18 protein-coding genes are annotated in these 24,040 nt (G+C 52.7%); 16 read left to right on the top strand and 2 right to left on the bottom strand.

The features are described 5' to 3' along the window. Positions 1-55: 55 nt before the first annotated feature. Both prfB and L1N85_RS20095 read left to right on the top strand, forming a co-directional pair. Positions 56-1,163, top strand: a protein-coding gene (gene prfB / locus L1N85_RS20100) for a peptide chain release factor 2 (protein WP_235240833.1) whose coding sequence is annotated in 2 segments (ribosomal slippage) — positions 56-127 and positions 129-1,163 — 1,107 coding nt in all. Because the reading frame shifts where the segments join, the coding sequence is not laid out codon by codon here. A gap of 103 nt (positions 1,164-1,266) precedes the next feature. Continuing rightward, positions 1,267-2,151, top strand: a complete 885-nt coding sequence (locus tag L1N85_RS20095; RefSeq protein WP_235240832.1) for a YitT family protein — start codon at positions 1,267-1,269, stop codon at positions 2,149-2,151. 242 nt (positions 2,152-2,393) lie between these two features. Here L1N85_RS20095 and L1N85_RS20090 read toward each other — a convergent pair whose 3' ends face one another. Next, on the bottom strand, positions 2,394-2,699 hold the full coding sequence (locus L1N85_RS20090) for an RpnC/YadD family protein (RefSeq protein WP_268818389.1): 306 nt from the start codon (positions 2,697-2,699) through the stop codon (positions 2,394-2,396). A gap of 328 nt (positions 2,700-3,027) precedes the next feature. On the opposite strand from L1N85_RS20090, the gene argC reads away from it, so the two are divergent. Genes argC through argH form a run of 7 tightly spaced genes read left to right on the top strand, consistent with a single transcriptional unit; the run spans position 3,028 to position 11,116 of the window. Then, the gene (gene argC, locus L1N85_RS20085; protein WP_235240830.1) at positions 3,028-4,077 is read left to right on the top strand and encodes an N-acetyl-gamma-glutamyl-phosphate reductase; all 1,050 of its coding nucleotides are present in this window, start codon (positions 3,028-3,030) and stop codon (positions 4,075-4,077) included. A 42-nt stretch (positions 4,078-4,119) separates the two neighbouring features. After that, positions 4,120-5,364, top strand: a complete 1,245-nt coding sequence (argJ, locus tag L1N85_RS20080; protein ID WP_235240829.1) for a bifunctional ornithine acetyltransferase/N-acetylglutamate synthase — start codon at positions 4,120-4,122, stop codon at positions 5,362-5,364. A 50-nt stretch (positions 5,365-5,414) separates the two neighbouring features. Then, entirely contained in the window at positions 5,415-6,200 is a 786-nt protein-coding gene (argB, locus tag L1N85_RS20075; protein ID WP_235240841.1) for an acetylglutamate kinase, read from the top strand. Between the two features lie 5 nt (positions 6,201-6,205). Further along, on the top strand, positions 6,206-7,405 hold the full coding sequence (locus L1N85_RS20070) for an acetylornithine transaminase (protein WP_235240828.1): 1,200 nt from the start codon (positions 6,206-6,208) through the stop codon (positions 7,403-7,405). Positions 7,406-7,438: 33 nt separating this feature from the next. After that, positions 7,439-8,398 (top strand): ornithine carbamoyltransferase, encoded by a 960-nt coding sequence (gene argF, locus L1N85_RS20065; RefSeq protein WP_235240827.1) that lies wholly within the window; start codon positions 7,439-7,441, stop codon positions 8,396-8,398. A 46-nt stretch (positions 8,399-8,444) separates the two neighbouring features. Then, the gene (locus L1N85_RS20060) at positions 8,445-9,674 is read left to right on the top strand and encodes an argininosuccinate synthase (RefSeq protein ID WP_235240826.1); all 1,230 of its coding nucleotides are present in this window, start codon (positions 8,445-8,447) and stop codon (positions 9,672-9,674) included. A gap of 26 nt (positions 9,675-9,700) precedes the next feature. Further along, a complete protein-coding gene (gene argH / locus L1N85_RS20055; protein ID WP_235240825.1) occupies positions 9,701-11,116 on the top strand; it encodes an argininosuccinate lyase in 1,416 nt (471 codons plus the stop codon). A gap of 139 nt (positions 11,117-11,255) precedes the next feature. Here argH and L1N85_RS20050 read toward each other — a convergent pair whose 3' ends face one another. Continuing rightward, positions 11,256-12,629 carry a VanW family protein gene (locus tag L1N85_RS20050; protein ID WP_235240824.1) on the bottom strand — a complete coding sequence of 458 codons (1,374 nt, stop codon included), beginning with the start codon at positions 12,627-12,629 and terminating at the stop codon, positions 11,256-11,258. A 286-nt stretch (positions 12,630-12,915) separates the two neighbouring features. Here L1N85_RS20050 and ftsE point away from each other — a divergent pair, with 286 nt between their 5' ends. The 7 genes from ftsE (at position 12,916) to uvrA (ending at position 23,915) form a co-directional block, all read left to right on the top strand. Next, the gene (gene ftsE / locus L1N85_RS20045; RefSeq protein ID WP_235240823.1) at positions 12,916-13,602 is read left to right on the top strand and encodes a cell division ATP-binding protein FtsE; all 687 of its coding nucleotides are present in this window, start codon (positions 12,916-12,918) and stop codon (positions 13,600-13,602) included. Continuing rightward, positions 13,592-14,509 carry a permease-like cell division protein FtsX gene (gene ftsX / locus L1N85_RS20040; protein WP_235240822.1) on the top strand — a complete coding sequence of 306 codons (918 nt, stop codon included), beginning with the start codon at positions 13,592-13,594 and terminating at the stop codon, positions 14,507-14,509. The genes ftsE and ftsX overlap by 11 nt, the downstream gene beginning before the upstream one ends. 12 nt (positions 14,510-14,521) lie before the next feature. Continuing rightward, on the top strand, positions 14,522-15,781 hold the full coding sequence (locus L1N85_RS20035) for a murein hydrolase activator EnvC family protein (protein ID WP_235240821.1): 1,260 nt from the start codon (positions 14,522-14,524) through the stop codon (positions 15,779-15,781). Between the two features lie 176 nt (positions 15,782-15,957). Then, positions 15,958-17,415 (top strand): S41 family peptidase, encoded by a 1,458-nt coding sequence (locus tag L1N85_RS20030; protein ID WP_235240820.1) that lies wholly within the window; start codon positions 15,958-15,960, stop codon positions 17,413-17,415. Positions 17,416-17,510: 95 nt separating this feature from the next. After that, positions 17,511-18,806, top strand: coding sequence for a PDZ domain-containing protein (locus tag L1N85_RS20025; protein WP_235240819.1), 1,296 nt, complete (start codon positions 17,511-17,513; stop codon positions 18,804-18,806). A gap of 212 nt (positions 18,807-19,018) precedes the next feature. Next, positions 19,019-21,028, top strand: a complete 2,010-nt coding sequence (gene uvrB, locus L1N85_RS20020; protein ID WP_235240818.1) for an excinuclease ABC subunit UvrB — start codon at positions 19,019-19,021, stop codon at positions 21,026-21,028. Between the two features lie 16 nt (positions 21,029-21,044). Continuing rightward, on the top strand, positions 21,045-23,915 hold the full coding sequence (uvrA, locus tag L1N85_RS20015; protein WP_235240817.1) for an excinuclease ABC subunit UvrA: 2,871 nt from the start codon (positions 21,045-21,047) through the stop codon (positions 23,913-23,915). Positions 23,916-24,040 lie beyond the last annotated feature (125 nt).

The raw sequence follows: 24,040 nt of genomic DNA, 5'->3' as shown, positions 1-24,040 counted from the left end.
AACGGCGGGGCATACGGTAAGGGATAAACAACTATTTTGAGGTGAAGCTTACGCTATGATAGACATAACGGTGAAACAAGACCTGCGCGAAATGGCGGGGCGTCTCCAAGAGCTCAGGGGGTCTCTTTGACTTAGATATTAAGCAGGAGATCATCGCGAACTTCGAGGAAAAAATGACGCAGCCCGATTTCTGGGACGATAACGAGAAGGCGCAAAGCGTTATTTCCGAGCTTAATGCCGTAAAGTCGGTCGTCGAGCAGTACGAAAGGCTGAACAGCGACCAAGAGGACCTGCAGATGATGCTGGAACTGGCCGAAGAGGAGAGCGATGAGTCGCTTGAGTCGGAGCTGGTGAACGGCGTGCAGGAGCTTTTGCAGAAGGTAAATGGTTTTGAGCTTCAGCTGCTGCTTAATCAGCCATATGACAAGCTTAATGCGATTCTCGAGCTTCACCCCGGTGCGGGCGGCACGGAGTCGCAGGACTGGGGCTTGATGCTGTACCGGATGTATACGCGCTGGGCGGAGAAACGCGGTTTCAAGGTAGAGCTGCTTGACTATTTGCCCGGCGACGAAGCAGGTATTAAGAGTGTGTCGATTCTAGTCAAAGGCTATAATGCTTATGGCTATTTGAAGGCGGAGAAGGGTGTACACAGGCTCGTTCGTATTTCCCCGTTCGACTCGGCAGGCCGTCGTCATACTTCGTTTGCGTCCTGCGACGTGGTGCCGGAGATCGATGACAGTATAGAGATCGAGATTCGTTCGGAGGATTTAAAGGTCGATACGTACCGGGCAAGCGGAGCGGGCGGACAGCATGTCAATAAGACGGAGTCGGCCATCCGGATTACGCATATACCGTCGGGCATCGTTGTCGCTTGTCAGCAGGAGCGGTCACAAATTCAGAACCGCGAGCGGGCAATGAACATGCTTCGTTCCAAGCTGTATGAACGGAAGATCGAGGAACAGCTCAAGCATTTGGCGGAGATCCGCGGCGAGCAGTCGGATATTGCCTGGGGCAGTCAAATTCGTTCCTACGTGTTCCATCCGTACAGTATGGTGAAGGATCATCGGACGTCCGTGGAGACGGGCAATGTCGGCGCGGTGATGGACGGCGATTTGGACGCATTTATCGACGGTTATTTGCGTAATCAGATCCGTCATGACTAGGGCGTCTTCATGAAAGAATGCATAGCATGGGGGAAGAGTTCCAACACTTAGAGGTGTGGAGCTCTTCTTTTTGCGAATATGAGGTTGTAAGGGGATTGAAGGTATGGCGGGCGGCACGGTAAAAAGAAGAAAAGGCCGAAAGACACTGAGTCCGCGGGCGCAGTCGGTTTGGAGCGTAGTGCAGCTGCTTATCGGCTCGATCATTGTTGCGATAAGCTTTAATATGTTCATGTTGCCGAACGGCATTGCGTCCGGCGGGGTGTCAGGCGTGTCCATTCTTGTTCAGCGGCTGGCGGGCATCACGCCGGCGATCACGCAATGGGCGATCAATATTCCGTTGTTCATAGCAGGCTTATGGCTGTTGGGGCGGCGATTCGCGTTCAAGACAGCGCTCGGCTCGATGCTGCTGCCTTTAATCGTGCTGCTAACGGATGGGGTGTCGTCTCCGACGGAAAATCCGCTGCTTGCAGCAATCTACGGCGGTATCGGCGTTGGTTTGGGTCTTGGTTTAGTGTTTCGCGGCGGCGGCTCGACGGGGGGCGTCGATTTGGCTGCGCAAATATTGCATAGGTATACGGGGCTTCCGCTTAGCCTTGCGGTCGTATGCTTCGATGGCTGCGTCATTGCGGCTGCAGGGTTTATCCTATCGCCGGAGATTGCGCTGTACGCGCTGATCGGGCTGTTCGTCACGAGCAAAACGATTGATTTTGTGCAGAGCGGGCTGCAGCTTTCTAAGGTTGCTTTTATTATAAGCGATCATTCCGAAGCGGTGGCGGATGCCATTCTAAATGATTTGGACCGCGGATTGACGAGACTGGACGGGCATGGGGGGTATACGGGAACGGGGCGGACGGTACTTATGGTCGTCGTTGGGCAAAATGAGGTGCCGAAGCTGAAACAGCTGGTGCGGGCGATCGACGCCGGCGCTTTTGTAATCATAAGCAATACGGCTGAGGTGCTGGGGCAGGGGTTTAAGCTGGAGAGTTGATGGGCGGTGATGGGAAAGGGGAAGAGGTAAAGAAAGAGTAAGGATACAAGAGCGATGAGTAAGATGGCGAGCTTCCTGATATCCAATTATGTATCCTTCCAGATACTCAATCGAATATCCTTGCTCGTATTTCTTTTTTATTTTTTCAAATAAAGGTCTATCTAACGCTTCGAATTTCGAATCCAACAACCAATTCACACGAATGACTCCTTTCTAACATTAATAAAGAAGACATTTATTTCTTATTGCGATTTGGAAAGCTTCTGAATATCATTTAGAGGCAATTCAAGCATGTCTTGTTCTTTCCGATGTTGCTCGAATAGTCGGCTGAAGTAAATAAACATCCGCTCATTAAAGTCTGCTTCTTTGTAAGACTGTGCCTCCAGATGAACGAGTACGTAGGCATCTAACGATTTGTAACGGGTTTCCACTAATAAGTCAAGGCTCCGACGTTCTTCGCCGACAATGTCAATGAGCAGCTCCTGCATAAGCAGCTTGGTACGATTGTGATCGAGCAAGCCATTTACTTCGGGGAAAAAGAGCTCCAAAAAGTCTGCGAAATAATAAAACAGAACACTCGTTCCCTTTTATATTATCATAAGCTATAATGGCGAGGGAAGCTTTAAATTGCTCTGCAAAGTTAAAAAACGTTCAAACAAATGCTCCAAATGTTCGTTGTATTTTTATGAATTCGAATGTATAATAATACGAAACCATAAGCGTATTTCCATCAACTGCCGAATGATGTACAATAATAAGTTGAAGAAGAAGACAACCTTTCCACCTGTCGGAAAGAGCAATAGATGGAGCTGCAACGAGCTTGCCGAGCAAGCGAAAAAACAGGTCTGCGGCGTCCAGTTTCGGGGAGAGATTACTATGACAACAAAGGTGAAAATTGCGATTATCGGCTCTACCGGCTACGGTGGCGTAGAGCTAATCAGATTGCTCGCTTCCCATCCGCTGGCCGAGGTGACATCGGTCATTTCATCGTCCAGCGCAGGAACGCCGATAGCGGAAGGCTACCCTCATCTGACGGGCATCCGCGAGGAGCTGCTCGATGATGTGGAGCCTGCGGTGATCAAGGCGAAGGCAGACGTTGTATTTTTGGCGACACCAGCGGGCGTGGCGGCTAAACTTGTGCCGCAGCTTCTGGAGGCAGGCTTGAAAATTATCGATCTGTCCGGAGATTTCCGGTTGAAATCCCCAGCCCTTTATGAGCAATGGTATAAGAAAACAGCGGCAGAGGAGTCTTTTTTGCAGCAGGCGGTATTTGGACTTTCCGAAATTTATGGCAATCGCTCGCTTGACGCGCCTTTCATTTCCAACCCAGGCTGTTACCCAACGGCAACTCTGTTAGGACTTATTCCTGCGGTAAAAGAAGGCTGGATCGATCCTTCGACAATTATTATCGATGCGAAGTCGGGAGTATCCGGTGCGGGCCGCGGCGCTTCACTCGGTACTCATTATTCGGAGCTGAACGAAAATTTAAAAGCTTATAAGCTGAATCAGCATCAGCATATCCCTGAAATCGAGATGGTCTTGTCGGATGTTGCAGGCAAGCCGGTCATTACGACATTCACGACACATCTCGTGCCGATGACACGGGGGATTATGTCGACGATGTATGCGAACGTTCTGGGCGAGCGGAGCACGAAGGATTTTATCGAATTGTATCGTTCCTATTATGAAGGCCGCCGCTTCGTTCGTGTTCGTCCGGAAGGCCAATGGCCGGCGACGAAGGAAGTATGGGGCTCTAATTATTGCGATATCGGCTTCGCGGTTGACAAGCGGACGAGTCGCGTCACAATCGTGTCTGTAATCGACAACCTTGTTAAAGGCGCAGCTGGCCAAGCGATTCAAAACCTGAATTTAATGATGGGCTGGGACGAGACGCTAGGTCTGCAATTTGTTCCGGTTTATCCGTAATCATACTTATACTCATATCCGTGAAGGAGATTCGATTTTACGATGGGACAGGATAATTCGGCAAAGGCAGCTTTCTCGGTCGTCGAGGACGGCTCGATAACGACGCCGCAGGGCTTTAAGGCGGGCGGACTGCACTGCGGTCTGAAAAAAACGACGCGTCATGATCTGGGCGCAATCGTCTGCGAGGTGCCGGCAGCGGCGGCGGGCGTTTATACGACGAACGTGTTTCAAGCGGCACCGCTTCAAGTAACGCGCGAGAGCATCGGATCGGGCGGCGTGCTGCGCGCGGTGCTTGTGAACAGCGGCAATGCGAATGCATGCACGGGCAAGCAAGGCGAAGCGGACGCTTACGAGATGCGTGCGCGCTTTGCCGAGTCGATTGGCGTATCCGCGGATCATGTGGCGGTTGCTTCGACAGGCGTCATTGGCGAGCCTCTCAAAATGGACAAAGTACGCAGCGGAATCGAAGGCCTTCCAGCGCGTCTGGATGGCAATCGCGAAGGCGCGGATGATTTCTGCCAGGCGATTCTGACGACGGATTTGGTTCAAAAAATGGTATGCGTCGAGCTTGAGCTTGACGGCAAGCGCGTGTATGTAGCGGGCGCGGCTAAGGGCTCGGGTATGATTCACCCGAACATGGCGACAATGCTTGGCTTCGTTACGACGGATGCCGCTATCGGCGGCGCGGCGCTGCAGCAAATGCTGCGCCAGGCAACGGATCTGACGTTTAATATGATTACGGTTGACGGCGATACGAGCACGAACGATATGCTTGTCGCCATGGCAAGCGGACTTGCCGGCAACAGCGAGCTTACGCCGCAGCACAAGGGCTGGGCAGCATTTGCGGCAGCCGTTCGCCATGTGTGCGAGGTGCTGGCGAAAGCGATCGCGCGCGACGGCGAAGGCGCGACGAAGCTCGTTGAGGTGCAGGTGAGGGGAGCGGTCAGCGACGATTCCGCCCAAGCGATTGCGAAGACGGTAATCGGGTCTTCGCTCGTGAAATCGGCCGTGTTCGGCGCAGACGCGAACTGGGGCCGCATTATCGCGGCGGTCGGCCGCGCAGGCCAGCCGGTTAATCCGGAGACGGTCGATATTCGTCTCGGTTCTATTTTGACATTGGAGCAATCCCGTCCGATCGTCTTCGATGAAGAGGCTGCTTTGGAATATTTGAAGGGCGATACCGTGGTCATTCGCGTCGATCTTCATATCGGCGAAGGTCAGGCGACAGCTTGGGGCTGCGATTTAACGTATGATTATGTCCGCATTAACGCGGCATACCGGACGTAAGTAAAGTGGATGCTGGAGGGTATGGAACAGTGACGGAACAGCGGTTTGTTATGAAATGCGGAGGCAGCACGCTGGCGGCGCTTCCGAATAGCTTTTTTGATGAGCTGCGGGAGCTGCAGCTTGCGGGCGTGCGTCCGGTTATCGTGCATGGCGGCGGTCCTGCTATTTCGGAGACGCTCGGCAAGCTCGGCATCGAGACCGGATTCGTGAATGGCTTGCGAAAAACCAATGATGCGGTGCTTGACGTGGTCGAAATGGTGCTTGCGGGCCGCATTAATAAGGAGATCGTTCGTAAAATTCAAATCAACGGCGCGAAAGCGCTCGGCCTGTCCGGTGTCGACGGCATGTTGATTCAAGCCAAGCCTGTTGCCAATGCTGCGGAAATTGGCTTCGTAGGCGACGTAACGGATGTGAATGCGGCGATCATCGAAGGCGTCATGGAAATGGGCTACATTCCCGTCGTTGCGCCGATCGGTATTGACGCGCCAGGACAGCGCTACAACATTAACGCGGATACGGCCGCTGGCGCCGTCGCCTCGCATCTCGGCGTAGAACGGATGATCGTTGTGACGGATGTTCCGGGCATTTTGAAGACGGTGGATGGGGTAAAGCAGGTGCTCCCTGTTGTCACGGTTGAACAAATTGAAGAGATGATCGCAAGCGGCGAGATTTACGGCGGCATGATTCCGAAAGTGCGCGCGGCGATTCAATGCATTCAAGGCCGGGTGCGCGAGGTTGTCATCGTGAGCGGCGAGGAGCCGGGCGTGTTAACGAAGGCGGTCCGCGAGGGCGGCGTAGGTACGCGTATTGTCCAAACGAACGAAGGGCAGGTGTAAGGCTAATGAGCGAGACGCAAACGGCGGCAAACGCCGATCAATCTCTGTTTCCTACATATGCAAGATACCCGATGGCTTTGGTAAAAGGCGAAGGAAGCTGGCTTTGGGACGATAAGGGGAACAAATATCTCGATTTCATGTGCGGGATTGCGGTCACGAATCTTGGGCATGCGCCAAAGCAAATTAAAGAGGCGCTCGTTAAGCAGCTGGATGAGCTATGGCATGTGTCCAATCTGTTCCGCATTCCGAATCAAGCGGAAGCGGCGAAGCTCATTACCGATAACAGCTGTGCGGATGCGGTGTTCTTCTGCAATTCGGGCGCCGAGGCGAATGAAGCGGCCATTAAGCTGGCTCGCAGATATAACCAGAAGGTACTAAACAACGATCGTTATGAGATCATTACGTTCGAGCAGTCTTTCCATGGACGTACGCTTGCGACGCTTACCGCCACCGGCCAAGCGAAGGTGAAGGAAGGCTTCGCTCCGCTGCCGGAAGGCTTTAAGACGATCCCTCTGAATGATCTCGATGCGCTGGAAGCGGCGGTGAGCGACAAGACGGCTGCGATCATGCTGGAGATGGTGCAGGCCGAGGGCGGGATCTATCCCGTAGACGCGGCATATATAAAGGGGCTTGTCGCGTTGTGCGAGAAGCACGGCATTCTGCTGATCGCGGATGAAATCCAGACGGGAATGGGACGTACGGGCAAGCTGTTCGCGTACGAGCATTACGGCATCGAGCCGGACATCTTCACGATGGCCAAAGGACTCGGAAGCGGCTTCCCGGTCGGCGCGATGGCCGCGAAGGAGAAGCTGCGCGAAGGCTTCTCAGCAGGCAGCCACGGCTCGACGTTCGGCGGCACGCCGATTGCGACGGCGGTCGTGAAAGCGACGCTGGAGACCATTGTAGGCGAAGGTTTGCCGTCGCGTGCGGCGAAGCAAGGGGATTACTTGATTTCGCAGCTTCGCGGGAAGCTGGCTGGGAATGCTTTTGTGAAAGAGGTTCGCGGACTTGGTCTGCTCGTAGGCATTGAATGCGCGGAGCCGATCGCGGGCATCTTGAATGAAGCGCAGGAGCGCGGGCTGATTGTCATCTCGGCTGGACCGAATGTCATTCGCCTCCTGCCTAATTTGCTTGTTTCGGATGAAGAAATCGATACGGCTGTGGCGATTCTAGCGGAGCTATTAGAAGCGAAGCGGCCACTTTAACTATACAGCTTCAACCAGAAGGAGGGCTTTGCCATGCAAGGAACATTGAACGAGGAATTGGCGCTTAGCTTGAAAGGGCGCGATTTTCTAATGTTGGTTGATTTCAAGCCGGAGGAAATCCGTTACTTGATCGACCTCGCGATTGAATTGAAGCAAAAGCAAAAAGCAGGCGTAACCCATCATGTGCTGAAGGGAAAAACGCTTGGCATGATTTTTGAAAAATCATCGACGCGTACTCGCGTTTCGTTCGAAGTAGGGATGTATCAGCTTGGCGGACAGGGTCTGTTCCTAAGCGGAAATGACCTGCAGATCGGCCGCGGCGAAACCATCTGGGATACGGCGCAGACGCTTTCGCGCTACTTGGACGGCATTATGATTCGCACGTTTGCTCACCGCAAGGTCGTTGAGCTTGCGCGCGGAGCTACAATTCCGGTTATTAACGGCTTGACTGACCTGTCGCATCCTTGCCAAGCGCTTGCCGACTATCAAACGATTCTCGAGCAGAAGGGCCGCCTGGAAGGACTGAAGATCGCTTACATCGGCGACGGCAATAACATGACCCATTCTCTTCTAATGGGCGCAGCCAAGCTAGGTTTGCATATGTCGGTAGCAACGCCGGAGGGCTATGAGCCGGATGCCGGCATCGTTCAGCAAACGAAAGATCATGCAGCCGAAACGGGCTCGCGAATTCACATTTGCCGCGATCCGAAGGAAGCGATTGCTGACGCAGACATCGTATACACAGACGTATGGGCGAGCATGGGGCAGGAAGCGGAGCAGAAGGAACGCGAGGTTGCTTTTGCCGCTTACCAGGTGAACGAGGAGTTATCGAAATACGCGAAGAAGGAATTCCTGTTCATGCACTGCTTGCCTGCGCATCGCGGCGAGGAAGTTAGCGAAGGGGTTATCGACGGCGACCATTCGATTATTTTCGACCAGGCCGAAAACCGTCTTCACGCGCAAAAAGCGATTATGGCCGCAATCATGTCCTAAATAATCACTCCATATAAATTCATTCGAAGGGAAGTCATACACGACCATGGCAAAAGAAAAAATTGTATTAGCCTACTCAGGCGGCTTGGATACATCGGTTATCCTCAAATGGCTGAAAGAAACTTATGACGCAGAAATTATCGCTTTCACGGCGGATATCGGACAGAAGGATGAGCTTGACGGTCTAGAGGTGAAAGCACTTGCGACAGGCGCTTCCAAAGTCTATATCGACGACCTCCGCGACGAGTTCGCGAAGGACTTCATCTACCCGATGTTCCAAGCGGGCACCTTATATGAGGGCCAATACCTGCTCGGCACATCGATCGCTCGGCCGCTTATCGCGAAGCGCATGGTCGATATCGCCCGCGCGGAAGGCGCAACGGCGATTGCCCACGGCGCAACAGGAAAAGGTAATGACCAAGTGCGTTTTGAGCTTACAGCTGCTGCTCTTGCACCGGAGATTGGCGTTATTGCGCCTTGGCGTCTGGAAGCATTCCGCGAGCAGTTCCCGGGCCGCGCCGAAATGATCGCATACGCAGAGAAGCACGGCATTCCGGTTACGGCTTCTGCGGCGAAGCCGTATTCGACGGACCGCAACCTGCTGCACATCAGCTTCGAAAGCGGCATGCTGGAGGATCCTTGGTTCGATCCCAGCTCCGAGGAGAACGAGAGCATGTACGTCCTGAGCGTATCCCCGGAGAGAGCGCCGGACAAAGCGGAATACGTAGAGCTAACTTTCGAAGAAGGCAACTGTACGGCGGTTAACGGCAAACAGCTTAGCCCGCTTGAAGTGATGGAGACGCTGAACGAGCTGGGCGGCAAGCACGGCATCGGACGCGTGGATATGGTGGAGAACCGCTTCGTCGGCATGAAGAGCCGCGGCGTGTACGAAACGCCGGGAGGTACGATTCTTTTCACCGCTCACCGCAAAATGGAATCCCTGACGATGGACCGCGAGGTAATGCACCTGCGCGACTCCTTGATTGCCAAATACAGTCAGCTTGTTTACAACGGCTTCTGGTTCGCGCCTGAGCGCCTTGCTTTGCAAGCACTTGTATCCGAATCGCAAAAGAACGTAAGCGGCGTCGTTCGCCTGAAGCTGTATAAAGGCAATGTCATCGGAGCAGGCGTGAAAAGCCCTGTCAGCTTGTACAATCCAGATATCGCTACGATGGAGGCTGATCCTTCGCAAGCCTACGATCAAGGCGACGCGACTGGCTTCATCCGTCTGAACGCATTGCGTCTGAAGGTATCATCCGCAGTTACGAACAAGTAAGCTTTACAAGGGAGTGGAACGAACCAGTGAGCAAATTATGGGGCGGTCGGTTTACGAAGAAAACGGACCAATTGGTAGAGGAATATACAGCTTCGATTCTATTCGACAAAGAGCTGGCCGAAGAGGACATTCAAGGCAGCCTGGCGCATGTTACGATGCTCGGCAAGCAGGGCATCCTGCCTGCTGACGACGTGGAGAAGATCAAGGACGGCTTGCACCGCGTCCTGCAGCGTATCAAGCGCGACGATATCGAATTCTCGATTGGGGACGAAGACATTCACATGAATATCGAGAAGACGCTGATCGATGATGTGGGTTCCGTCGGCGGGAAGCTGCATACGGGCCGCAGCCGTAACGACCAAGTGGCGACGGACATGCACCTGTGGCTTCGCAAGCGTGTCGTCGAATTCGTTGACATGCTGTATAAGCTGCAATCGGCGCTCGTGGAGCAAGCGAAGGAGAACATCGACACGATTGTGCCGGGCTACACGCATTTGCAGCGCGCGCAGCCGATCCTGTTCGCGCATCACCTAATGGCGTATGTGTCCATGTTCGGACGCGATATCGAGCGCCTGCAGGACAGCTACAAGCGCATCAATGTGCTGCCGCTTGGAGCAGGCGCTTTGGCGGGAACGACGTTCCCGATCGATCGCCACTTCGTAGCAAGCCAGCTGAAGTTCGACCGCGTCTACGAGAATAGTCTCGACGCGGTAAGCGACCGTGACTTCATTCTGGAGTTTCTGTCCGACGCTTCGATCATCATGATGCATCTTTCCCGTCTGAGCGAAGAGCTTATCATGTGGTCGAGCACGGAGTTTCATTTTGTGGAGCTGGACGATGCGTTCTGCACAGGCAGCAGCATTATGCCGCAAAAGAAAAATCCGGACGTTCCCGAGCTTGTCCGCGGCAAAACAGGCCGCGTCTACGGCAATCTCGTCGGCTTGCTGACAGTGCTGAAGTCGCTGCCGCTTGCCTACAACAAAGACATGCAGGAAGACAAAGAGGGCATGTTCGATACGGTGAAGACGCTGCAAGGCGCGCTTCAGCTGTTCACGCCGATGATTGCCACCATGAAGGTAAACAAGGAACGGATGCGCCAAGCGGTCAACCAAGATTTCTCGAACGCGACGGATATCGCCGATTTCCTCGTGAACAAAGGCTTGCCTTTCCGTCAAGCGCATGAGGTTATCGGCAAGACGGTATTGTACTGCATCGAGCAGAACAAATACTTGCTTGATCTGACGCTGGAGGAGTTCAAGCAGTTCTCGACGCTGTTCGACGATCGCATCTATGCGGTGCTCCAGCCGGAGCAGGTCGTCAATGCCCGCAACGTCTACGGCGGTACGGCAAAAACACAGGTGCAGGACGCCATCTCCCGCGCCGATCAAGCGCTGGAAGGCACGGCTGCTTGGGTAACCGAGTATCTCGAGCGCAGCCGGTAATTCTTATAGCTATTGAAAACAGCTCAGCAGCAGCCAAACCCGGCCGCCAGCTGAGCTGTTTTATTTTTTTCTCGAAACAGGGCAGAGAAACGTCGAATGGCGCTCCCGGCACGAAATTGCCTGATTCAACCAGACGCACCTACAAACCATCCTCCAGCAGCGGCTCTACAGGATCCGGCGTCGGTGTCGGCGCAGGCGCAAGCCCGCCGCCGTTGCCGCCAAACATCGGGCCCGTTTCGACAATCGTCGGCTGCGCTTTGTACGTATCGCGAGACACCTTTTCCCGAGTAACGGCTTCGCCGTCACGAACGAGAGTACGGTACGTTTCGACCACGTAGCCCTGCTTGCCCTTTTCTACGGTTATCTTCTTTCCGGGAAATAAATTGTCATTTATTATTTCCTGAACGGTCGGCTCGATCGTTTTCACCGTGACCGACTCGATATCATAGCGCTCATTAGCGTCCATCGTGCCGAACAGCTTCACGGTCAGCTTGCGATCCTTCACCTCGGTACGAATGATCAGATGTTTGCCGGTGTTGTTTTTGAATCGGAAATTAATGGCTCCGCCCGCATAGGTTGCATCTTGACCGAGGGGCAGATAAGTGACCGGAATGGAGTGGTTCCGGCGTTCTACGATCTCTAAGCCTGAGCGCAGTACCGCATTATAGAGCGTGCTCGACACCTGACAAATACCGCCCCCAATGCCGGGCACCAGCTTGCCGTTCAAAATAACCGGAGCCTCGCGATACTCGTACAGCTCCTCCGCGCGTGCAATCAGCTTGCCGTAGTCAAACACTTCATCCGGTGCGAGATGCCAATCATGAAGAGCCTCCGCTGTGACCGTCACGTTAAACGCCCGTCCATCGGCGCTTGTGGCGAAATCTGTTGAAAACGCGATGATTTTACGCTCGATTCCTTCGTCCTTTAGCTTCTCCAAAGTAATGTCAGGTTGAATGACGGCAACAGGAAGCTCTGCTTCAAAATGCTCCTCGACGGGTTTTCCGATTTGCTCTCTCTCGAGGATGACCCAATTATCAACCTCATCGACGAGCTTGCTCAGATTCAAGCGGAAGGCGTCGACATGCGGCTCGTACATCACTTCATCGTTATCTGTAATGATGCGCTCAGCATTTTTGGTTTCGCTTTTTTCGATCCAGCTCCATTGCTTGCGAACGGCAGCGTCGAAGTTATCGGGATTCCAGCTTTGCTTAAGCGGATAGGACTTTTGGAAGTTGTAACGGTAAGTTGCACGCTCCCATGTATCCCCTTCCCCCAGTACCAGCAACGCTTCTCGAATGCCGGCAAATTCAGCCTTATAGCCAAGCTCGGAAACCGTCCATTGCTTGCTGTCTTTGGCTGCGGCAGCGGCTTGAATCGTTATCGTACGCTGCAGCAGCGAGTTCTCATACTGCTCCAGCAGCTTAATGGCATCATCTATAAGCATGCCTCCGATCGGTATCCCTCCTGCATTAACCTCCGCGGGAACGGTTTTTTGAAGCGCGTAATTCCACACAACCCCCCAGCCAACGGCTGCCAAGAGCAGCAGCGAAGCGATGACAATAACGCCAATATGAATTCTTTTTAAAATAGCGGTTCTCTCCTTTCTGGACGATAAAAAAAGGCAGTTTTACATGTATATGCAGCTTGCTCGACATATTTGTCTCTGCCTTCCAGATACCGGATTCGACAAGGCCAGCTTAAATTAGATTTGTGAAATATGAAGAAAGCGAGCCGCTTATGAAGGAATTCAGCGCAATCTGTCGAAATAGTACAACTGACTATTAACAGGATGTGATGATGTGATTGAGATGCAAGACATATGGAAAACGTACACCGACGGTACGCATGCGTTGAGAGGCGTCTCCGTTCGTATAGATCGCAATGAATTCGTCTACTTGGTAGGGCCTTCAGGAGCGGGTAAATCTACCTTCATGAAATTGATCTATCGCGAGGAAGTTCCGACAAAAGGACAGATTTCGGTAAACGGTTTTAACATCGGCAAGCTGAAGCCGCGCAAAATTCCTTTCGTTCGACGCAATATCGGCGTCATTTTTCAAGACTTTAGACTGCTGCCCAAATTAACGATATATGAAAATGTCGCCTTCGCGATGGAGGTTATCGAGGCGCCTCGCCGCATCATTAAGAGACGCACGATGGAGGTGCTGGAGCTTGTCGGTTTAAAGCACAAGCATGCGAGCTTACCGGCCCAATTATCAGGCGGCGAGCAGCAGCGAGTCTCGATCGCGCGCGCGATCGTGAATAATCCCTCCGTAATTGTAGCGGATGAGCCTACGGGCAACCTTGACCCGGAAACCTCTCTCGGTATCATGAATTTGCTGGAGGAAATTAACTTACGCGGTTCAACAATAGTGATGGCAACGCATAACAGAGATATCGTAAACTCCATGCGCAAGCGCGTCATTGCAATCGAGAACGGCAATATCGTTCGTGACGAGGCTAGAGGGGAGTACGGCTATGAAGTTTAGCACGATTCTCAGGCATCTTCGCGAAGGCGCCAAGAACATCATCCGCAACGGCTGGATGTCGTTCGCTTCGATGAGCTCGATCTTCATCTCCTTATTCGTTTTGGGCGTCTTTTTATTACTGGCCATGAATGTAAACAGTATGGCGGCGCAAATCGAAAGCCAAGTTCAAATTCGCGTTTTTCTGCAGCTTAATGTCGATCAGGCGAAGATAACGGAACTGCAAAACAAAATAGGCAACATGACCGAAGTAAGCCAAATAACATTCGTCTCAAAAGAAGAGGGACTTGAGCTCCTCCGCAAAAATTTAGGCGAGGAGAACAAGGATTTGCTCGACGGTTATGAGAACGATAAAAATCCGTTGCCGGATTCGTTTACCGTTGAGGTGTACAATCCGCAATCGGTCGCGCTTGCTGTCGAGCAAATCAACAAGATCAACCAGGCCGACGAGCAGCAGCCGATCGAGAGAGTCAAATATGGTCAAGGCACGATAGAAACGTTGTTTAAAGTGACCAACGCCCTCCGTTACGCAGGGCTTGTCCTCGTGATCGGGCTCGCGGTAACGGCGATGTTCCTTATTTCCAACACAATCAAAATGACGATTATAGCCAGACGCCGCGAAATCGGAATTATGAAGCTGGTTGGAGCGACTAATTCTTTTATCCGCTGGCCGTTTTTTATTGAAGGAGCGCTCATCGGAATTATAAGCTCCATCGTCACAACAATTTTGTTATTGGCAGGCTATGCGCAGCTCGTGAATTTTACGCAGATGGAGCTCTCGCTAATGATGATAAAGCTTGTCACCCTGCAGGAGTCCGGCTGGCAAACCGCGGGACTAATCATTGGACTTGGTACGGTGATCGGTATTTGGGGAAGTACGATTTCAATCCGAAAGTATTTGAAAGTGTAGGTGAACGAGAGCGTGCAGAAGAGGAAATCGTTGTGGTTCATTGCCGTTGCCATGCTGTTCGTATTGGCGGTACAGCCAACCGGGGGCGAGGCGGCATCTCTTACCGATATTCAGAGGCAGCTTGAAGCAACGAAACAGGAAAAGCGCGAGGCGGAGAGAAGAGCGGCCAATGCCCAGCAGCAGGCGAACAATGCGAAGAACAAGGCGGCTAATGCGGCTCACGAGAAGGAAGATTTAGAGGTCAGGATTAAGGAAGAGCAAGCGGCGATCACCAATCTTATGGTTGAAATTGACAATGCCTCTTTGAACAAAATGAAAACGCAAGAGGAGCTCGATCAGAAGGAAGAGGAACTCTTGAAGACGACGATTGAACTGGAGCAGGCAGAGGATCGGGTCGCCGAGCGGGACAAGCTGCTCCAATCGAGGATGCGCCTCATGTATACGAACGGCTTCGTTTCCTATATGGACGTTCTGATGAGTGCGACAAGCTTTTCCGATTTTATTGACCGCTTTGACGCACTGCAATCGATTTTGATGCAGGACCGCGACATTTTGGAGCAGCAAAAACAGGAGAAGGTTTTTGTCGATCAGAAGAAGGCGGAGCAAGAAATACAGTTGGCGGAAGTGAAGACAAAATACAAGAAGCTTGAGGTATACGAGCTCCATCTGGTGAAGAAGGAGCAGGAAAAGGAAGTTACAATCGCCAGCTACAACAATAATGTGAAATTGTTGGACAGCAAGATTGCGGAATACGGAGAATTAGCCGAGCATTATGAGGACATCAGCGAGGAGCAGGAAAAACTGCTGCTTACAATTGCCTCGAAGGAATCCAAGCTTCTTGCCGAGCAGCAAAGAATCAAGAATCCATACACTGGCGGAAAACTAGGCATGCCGATAAAAAGCAGCTACAGACTCACCTCCAATTTCGGCACGCGGATCCATCCGATATCGGGCAAGAGGCATACGCATACAGGCATTGATTTCGCGGCGCCGCAGGGCACGTCTATTTATGCGGCAGAGGACGGTATCGTCATAGTCGCACAAACGATGAGCGGCTACGGGAATACGGTCATCATCGATCACGGAAACGGCCTTTGGACTCTATACGCACATATTCGTAACGGCGGCATTAAGGTCGATAAAGGCGACTCCGTGAAAAAGGGCGGGAAAATCGCCGAGGTTGGCAGCACGGGCAACTCGACGGGACCGCATTTGCATTTTGAAGTACGCAAAAACGAAGTGCCGATTAATCCGAGCAGCTACTTGAAATAAGTTACGACGCATACGCAGACTTCTTTGAGGCAGCCCATGTGGCTGCCTTGTTTGTACACAGTGCTGCAGATAAACGTAACTTTAACCGTATAAGACAAATAATTGAAAGCCTCTTGTCATATACTAGGGTGGTCTTAAATCAAAGACCGTGCAAGATGAGAAGGTGGTGTAGACAGGTGCAATTCAAAGGACGAACAGTATTCGCGTTCGTTATGCTGACGATGATCGCGTCCGTGCTCGTAACCTTAACGTTGGCGGATCAGTTCATAAAGCCGGACGAGCAGTCTGCGCCTGCACTCACGGCTGCCTCAGCCGAAGAGGGTGAGCGCTTCAGGCTGAAGGAAAATGAGCTGACGAAGCTGAACGCGGTACTGGAATTGATCGAAACGAAATATTACCAAAAGGTCGATCGCAGTGAGCTGGTCGACGGCGCGGTGAGCGGAATGATGTCCTCGCTGGAGGATCCTTACTCCGTGTATATGGAGAAGGAGGTAGCGACGCATTTTTCGGAATCGATCGAAGGCTCCTTCACCGGGATTGGCGCAGAGGTAACGTTGGAAAATGGACGCGTCGTTGTCGTATCCCCGATCAAGGGATCTCCCGCCGAGCGCTCGGGCTTGCTGGCTAAGGACGTGCTGCTCACCGTAAACGGCGTGAAGCTGGATGGGCTGAACCTGCAGGAGGCCGTCGCGAAAATACGCGGCCCGAAAGGTACGAAAGCAAAAATTCAGGTGCAGCGGGCGGGCTTCTCGGAGCCGATACAGCTCGTACTCATCCGTGATGATATTGATGTAGAAACGGTCTATGGCAGTCTAAGGCCGGATGGTGTGGGCGTGATTGAGATTCGGCAGTTTTCGCTGCACACGGCTGAACGGTTCAAGGAAGAACTCGCGAAGCTGGAGAAGCAGGGCATGAAGGGACTCGTACTGGATGTACGCAACAATCCGGGAGGAGTGCTCCCGGTCGTCGTCGAAATCGCGCAGTCCTTCATGGCGAAGGGCACGACGATCGTGCAGGTGGAGGATCGGGACGGGAACCGGGAGAAAACGTTGTCCGAGGGCCAAAGCAAACCGTATCCGATCGCGGTAATTATGAATAACGGAAGCGCAAGCGCATCGGAAATTTTGGCCGGAGCTTTGCAGGAGGGCGCTGGCGCGAAGCTGGTAGGCGAGACGTCCTTCGGCAAAGGGACGGTTCAGGTAAGCTATAACAAGGCGCTTGGAGACGGAAGCATCGTGAAAATGACGATTGCCAAATGGTTAACGCCAAAGGGAAATTGGATCCATGTGAAGGGCATTAAGCCGGACATTGAGGTTCAGCCGCCGGATCTGTATACGGTAGCCAGACTTTCTCTGAACGAGACGCTAAAGCAGGATATGATCAGCGAGCAAGTGAAGAGCATGCAAATTATGCTGCACGGACTGGGTTACGAGCCGAAGCGCGAGGATGGGTACTTTGGCGCAGAGACGGCGGAGGCCGTTAAAAAGTTTCAATCCGAGCACGGCTTGCCGGCTACTGGACAGGTCGATAAGCAGACCGGCGAGGCGCTTGAGAAAGCGGTCATTGCATGGATTCAGGATAAGCGGCATGATACGCAGCTTCATGAAGCAATTAAGGCTGTAGGCAGGAAATGATACAAGCATGTCGAATGAATAAAGGGTTGGCTCCGTGTCATTGAGCCGGCCTTTTATTTTTTTTCTGGAGAAGTACGGGTGAAGGAGTGATAGCTTTGGAAACGGCGGCAGAAGTGCTCGAAATGCTTGGACAAGCGGCTGTTCGACTGGTTGCGCAGCCATTTTACTATATTGCGGTGTTATTTATCGTTTTGCAGACTATGAGGCAAATTCGAATGGAGCGGCAATTATTTGCCGTTAAGCTTCACAATTGGCCAGGTCTTGTCGCTAAGTCGTTGCTCGCAGGATTGTTGATCGGTGCAGCCGTATCGGTCGCGGGAGCCTTTATCGGCGCTGCCATGACCGCCGAATCGGTTCTGTGGCTGTGGGCCGTTGCTGCGGTTCTCATGCTTGTAAAAATTCGTTACCTTTGCTTTGCCTACAGCGCGGGGATCATTGCTTTGCTGCAATGGTTGTTTGGATGGACGAGCCTTTTGGAACGGCCGGATTGGATCGGATCGCTTACTGCTTCGCTTGCCGGCATAGATGCTGCAGGATTATTGATGCTGGTGGCGCTGCTTCATTTGGCTGAAGCGGCGCTCGTACGCTGGCAAGGCGATCGGCTGGCAACACCCCTATTTGTGGAAGGAAAGAGAGGCAAGCTCGTCGGCGGTTATATGCTGCAAGGCTTTTGGCCCGTTCCGCTGCTTATGCTTGTGCCTGCTGCGGGAAGCGGTGCGTCAACGGCAGCGCTGCCTTGGACGCCGCTATTCGGAGCGGATTGGTCGCAAGGCTGGACTTTCGTTGCGCTTCCGATGATCATCGGCTTCACCGAAATGACCCGCTCGATGCTGCCGCAGGATAAGGCAAAGCATGCGGCGAGAGGGCTGCTGCTTTATAGTGTTTGTCTAGCGGCGGCAGCGCTTCTTGCCTGGCGGCAGCCGCTGCTGCTGCCGGTTGCGGCGCTGGCTTCCCTCCTGCTGCATGAGGCGATCGTTTGGCGCAGCCGGTCGCTCGAGGCGGCTCGCTCGCCGCTGTACGTGAATGACGCAAGAGGGTTGCGTATTCTCGGCATTGTACCGGGCACGCCAGCAGCTGCGATGGGACTGGCCATCGGCGAAATTTTGCATAAGGTTAACGGAGTGCGCGTCAAAACGAAGGAGGAGCTCTACGAAGCATTAGTGCAAAATTCAGCTTTCTGCAAACTGGAGGTGTTAAACCTGGAAGGCGAGCTGAAGTTCGCGCAGCGGGCGCGCTTTGCCGGCGAGCATCACCAGCTGGGTGTCATTCTGGCTCCGGATGAGCAGGCCAATTATTATGCCGCTTCAGGACCGGCATCGCTGCTCGAGCTGCTTCGCGGTTCCCGCGCCTCGAATCGCCGCGGCGATCAGGCTGAGAGGATAGATGCTTAGCAGATACAGGAAACTTGAATGGGGCTGCCTGTTAGGGTCAATGAGACCATGACAGGCAGTCTTTCGTGTAGGCTTCTGATACTCGGATTGCTTCTCGAGCTGAAAAGCGATATAATAAACGGGAACAAACATTCCTATTTCTATGACAGCCGATGAAATGAAATTCATATATTTGACTATAATGTTAAGATAATTCGGAAAGACGGGGGTGGATGACAGGCGTGAACGAGCTTACAAAGGATACGAAGCTGTTCGAATTGAAATCGGAATATACGCCTCAAGGGGATCAGCCGAAAGCGATCAAGGAGCTTGTGGAAGGACTTGCGGCAGGGAAGAGGCATCAGACTCTGCTTGGAGCGACGGGTACAGGCAAGACATATACGATCGCGAATGCGGTAGCGAAGGTGAACCGGCCGACGCTCGTCATTGCGCATAATAAGACGCTGGCTGCGCAGCTTTGCAGCGAGTTTAAGAACTTTTTCCCCGACAATGCCGTTGAATACTTCGTAAGCTACTATGACTACTATCAGCCGGAAGCCTACATCCCTTCTACCGACACCTTTATTGAGAAGGATTCCAGCATTAACGATGAAATCGATAAATTGCGGCACTCGGCGACGAGCGCCTTGTTCGAACGAAGAGACGTTATCATTGTGGCGAGCGTGTCCTGTATATACGGTCTGGGATCGCCGATAGAATACGGGAGCCTGGTGCTTTCGCTGCGCGTCGGGATGGAAAAGCCGCGAGATGCGATTTTGCATAAACTCGTCGATATTCAGTATCAACGGAACGATATTAGCTTTACGCGGGGAACGTTCCGGGTACGCGGCGATATCGTTGAGATTTTTCCCGTGGCGAATAACGAGCGGGCGCTCCGGGTCGAGCTTTTCGGAGACGAGATCGAACGCATATCCGAGATTGACGTCCTGACCGGTGAAATTATCGGCGAACGCGACCATATCGCGATATTTCCGGCCTCTCACTTCGTTACTCACGAGGATACGATGAAGCTCGCGATCGTGAATATCGAGCGGGAGCTGGAGGAGCGTTTGACGGAGCTGCGCGAGGCAGGCAAACTGCTGGAGGCGCAGCGTCTGGAACAGCGGACGCGCTACGACCTTGAAATGATGGCGGAGATGGGCTTCTGCTCGGGCATCGAGAACTATTCGGGTCCGTTGACCTTTAGGGAGCGCGGAGCTACTCCGTATACGCTGCTCGATTATTTTCCGGACGATATGCTGATTGTTATCGACGAGTCCCATGTATCGCTGCCGCAAATTCGCGCGATGTTCAATGGGGACCGCGCGCGTAAGGAAATGCTCGTCAATCACGGCTTCCGTCTTCCGTCGGCGATGGACAATCGCCCTTTGCGCTTCGAGGAGTTTGAAGCGAAGGCGAAGCAGCTTATTTATGTGTCTGCGACACCGGGCCCTTATGAAATCGAGCATTGTCCGACGATGATAGAGCAAATCATTCGTCCAACCGGCCTAATCGATCCGATAATTGACGTTCGTCCTACTAAGGGACAAATCGATGATTTACTGAACGAAATTCGCGACCGGATCGCGAAGGATGAGCGGGTGCTTGTCACGACATTAACGAAGAAGATGTCGGAGGACCTGACCGACTACATGAAGGAGATCGGCATTAAGGTCAGGTATCTCCATTCCGATATTAAGACGCTGGAGCGGCTGGCTATTTTGCGCGATCTGAGATTAGGCGTTTTCCATGTTCTCATCGGAATTAATTTACTTCGGGAAGGGCTTGATTTGCCGGAGGTATCCTTGGTTTCGATTTTGGATGCGGATAAGGAGGGCTTCCTTCGATCCGACCGCGCGCTTATTCAAACGATCGGACGCGCCGCACGCAACAGCGAGGGCCGCGTCATCATGTACGGCGACAAAATAACCGATTCGATGGATCGGGCGATCAAAGAAACCGAACGCCGTCGTACGATTCAGCTTGCATACAATGAAAAGCATGGCGTTACGCCGCAAACGATTCGCAAGAAGGTTCATGACGTGATTGAAGCGACGAAGGTAGCGGAGCAGAAGGCCGACTACTTAACCGGCGCAGGCGCAGGGAAGATGTCCAAGAAGGATCGCTTAGCGCTCGTACAAAGGCTGGAAGCAGAAATGAAGGAAGCGGCGAAGAGCCTGCAGTTCGAACGCGCCGCGGAGCTTCGCGATGCGCTGCTGGAGCTGCGCGCAGAGATGGGATAAGTAGGAGGAGAACGGATTGGCTAGCGATAAAATAGTAATTAAGGGCGCGCGCGCCCATAATCTTAAAAATATTGACGTTACGATTCCGCGCGATAAGTTCGTCGTGCTGACGGGGCTTAGCGGCTCCGGGAAGTCCTCGCTCGCATTCGATACGATCTATGCGGAAGGCCAGCGGCGATATGTGGAATCCTTGTCCGCATATGCGCGCCAGTTTCTCGGACAAATGGAGAAGCCCGATGTCGATTCCATCGACGGGCTTTCTCCCGCAATCTCGATCGATCAGAAAACGACGAGCCGCAACCCGCGCTCGACGGTTGGAACGGTTACCGAAATATACGATTATTTGCGTCTGCTTTTCGCGCGCATCGGCAAGCCTCACTGTCCAGAGCACGGGATTGAAATTACATCGCAGACGGTCGAACAAATGGTCGACCGGATCATGGAATACCCGGAGAAAACAAAGCTTCAAATATTGGCGCCTATTATTTCCGGCCGAAAGGGCGAGCATACGAAGCTGCTGGCCGACATTCAGAAACAAGGTTTCGTACGTATTCGCGTGAACGGCGAGCTTCGCGAGCTAAGCGAGAAAATCGAGCTGGAAAAGAACAAGAAGCACAGCATCGAGGTCGTTGTCGACCGGATCGTCGTAAAGGCAGACGTTCACAGCAGGCTGGCCGATTCTCTCGAAACGGCGCTTAAGTTGTCCGAAGGCCGTGTGCTTGTCGATATTATAGATCAAGAGGAGCTGCTGTTCAGCTCGAACCTGGCTTGCCCGGAGTGCGGCTTCAGCATCGATGAGCTGGAGCCGAGGATGTTCTCGTTCAACAGCCCGTATGGAGCTTGTCCGGATTGCGACGGCCTAGGCGTGAAAATGCTCGTCGATCCCGATCTGCTCGTCCCGGATACGTCCAAATCCATTGACGACGCCGCATTTCTGGCGTGGGCGGGAAGCACCTCTAATTACTATCCGCAATTTCTAAGCGCGGTTTGCGTACATTACGGCATACCGCAAAACGTTCCGGTATCGGAGCTGTCTCCGGAGCAGATGAAGAAGCTGCTCTATGGCACAGGCGGAGAGCGTGTGCGCTTCCTTTACGAGAATGATTTCGGACATCGCAAGGAAGCCTACGTTCCTTTCGAAGGTATCGTGAATAATCTGGAACGCCGTTACAGAGATACGGCCTCGGATATGATGCGTGAGCATATTGAAAATTATATGAGCGCTAAGCCATGCGGAGGCTGTAAGGGACAACGGCTTCGCAAGGAAAGCCTGGCCGTCACGATCGGCGCGCAGAACATTGCGCAGGTCACGTCGTTTTCGATCGGCGAAGCCAATCGTTATTTCGGAACGTTGAAGCTGAGCGGCAAGGAAATGGCGATCGCAAGTTTGATTATGAAGGAAATTAACAGCCGGCTTGGCTTTCTGGTCAATGTCGGGCTTGAATATTTGTCATTAAGCCGTGCGGCCGGCACTTTGTCTGGCGGCGAAGCGCAGCGTATACGACTGGCTACGCAAATCGGGTCCAGCCTGATGGGTGTCCTCTATATATTGGACGAACCAAGCATTGGCTTGCATCAGCGTGATAACGACCGCTTGATTCAGACGCTTGAGCATATGCGCAACTTAGGCAATACGTTAATTGTCGTCGAGCATGATGAGGATACGATGCTGGCGGCAGATTATATTATTGATATCGGTCCAGGCGCCGGTATTCATGGGGGAACGGTCATTGCGCAAGGAACGCCTGCGGAGGTGATGGCCGACGAGAACTCCTTGACAGGCCAATATTTGAGCGGACGCAAGTTTATTGATGTTCCATTGGACCGTCGGCAGACGAGCGATAAGTGGCTGGAGGTTCACGGCGCGAAGGAAAATAATCTGAGAAACGTGAACGTAAAAATTCCGCTCGGCGTATTCACGGCTGTAACGGGTGTCTCCGGATCAGGGAAATCGACATTCGTTAACGAGATTCTTTACAAAACATTGGCGCGAGACTTGAATAAGGCGAAGACCCGTCCGGGGCAGTATAAGGAATTGCGCGGCTTGGAGCATTTGGAGAAGGTCATCGACATCGACCAATCGCCCATCGGCCGAACGCCGCGCTCCAATCCTGCGACGTATACCGGCGTATTCGATGATATTCGCGATTTGTACGCGAGCACGAACGAAGCGAAGGTTCGAGGCTATAAGAAAGGCCGGTTCAGCTTTAACGTGAAGGGCGGACGCTGCGAAGCGTGCCGTGGAGACGGTATTATTAAAATCGAAATGCATTTCTTGCCTGATGTTTACGTGCCTTGTGAAATTTGCAAAGGCAAACGCTACAACCGGGAGACGCTTGAAGTGAAATACAAAGGCAAAAATATCGCCGAAGTGCTGGAAATGACAATCGAGGATAGCTGCTCGTTTTTCGAGAACATTCCGCGTATTCATCGTAAAGTGCAGACGCTTCTCGATGTTGGGCTTGGCTACATGAAGCTGGGACAACCGGCGACGACTTTGTCTGGAGGCGAAGCGCAGCGCGTGAAGCTTGCTGCTGAGCTATATCGCCGTTCAACGGGCAAGACACTATATATTTTGGATGAGCCGACAACGGGCTTGCATGTCCATGACATCGATCGGCTGTTGACGGTGCTGCATCGTTTAGTCGATTCGGGTGAATCGGTGCTTGTCATCGAGCATAATTTGGACGTGATCAAGACGGCGGATTATTTGATCGATCTTGGTCCGGAGGGCGGCAATGGCGGCGGTATGATCGTTGCGACCGGTACGCCGGAGCAAGTCGTCAAGGTAGATCAATCCTATACGGGCAAGTATTTAAAGCCTGTCCTGGAGCGCGACCGAGAACGGACCATCGCCCAGCAGAAGGTTGCCGCCGCGGTGAAGTAACATTTGCAAAAAGCCTCAAGCTGGAAATCAGCTTGAGGCTTTTTTAGAATAAGAATGAATGAGCTGCCTAGTTTGAGTCGCAACTTGGGATATGGAGAGGACTATTATAGCATAAGACTATCTCT

The sequence above is a fragment of the Paenibacillus alkaliterrae genome (assembly GCF_021532375.1).
GTDB classification, from domain to species: domain Bacteria; phylum Bacillota; class Bacilli; order Paenibacillales; family Paenibacillaceae; genus Pristimantibacillus; species Pristimantibacillus alkaliterrae.
Note: the sequence above shows the minus strand (reverse complement) of the source record. Positions and strands in the feature narration are given on the sequence as shown.

Coding starts and splice junctions, on each gene's coding strand:
- L1N85_RS20095 (WP_235240832.1), top strand. CDS start 1,267: ATGGCGGGCGGCACGGTAAAAAGAAGAAAAGGCCGAAAGACACTGAGT.
- argC (WP_235240830.1), top strand. CDS start 3,028: ATGACAACAAAGGTGAAAATTGCGATTATCGGCTCTACCGGCTACGGT.
- argJ (WP_235240829.1), top strand. CDS start 4,120: ATGGGACAGGATAATTCGGCAAAGGCAGCTTTCTCGGTCGTCGAGGAC.
- argB (WP_235240841.1), top strand. CDS start 5,415: ATGAAATGCGGAGGCAGCACGCTGGCGGCGCTTCCGAATAGCTTTTTT.
- L1N85_RS20070 (WP_235240828.1), top strand. CDS start 6,206: ATGAGCGAGACGCAAACGGCGGCAAACGCCGATCAATCTCTGTTTCCT.
- argF (WP_235240827.1), top strand. CDS start 7,439: ATGCAAGGAACATTGAACGAGGAATTGGCGCTTAGCTTGAAAGGGCGC.
- L1N85_RS20060 (WP_235240826.1), top strand. CDS start 8,445: ATGGCAAAAGAAAAAATTGTATTAGCCTACTCAGGCGGCTTGGATACA.
- ftsX (WP_235240822.1), top strand. CDS start 13,592: ATGAAGTTTAGCACGATTCTCAGGCATCTTCGCGAAGGCGCCAAGAAC.
- uvrB (WP_235240818.1), top strand. CDS start 19,019: ATGACAGGCGTGAACGAGCTTACAAAGGATACGAAGCTGTTCGAATTG.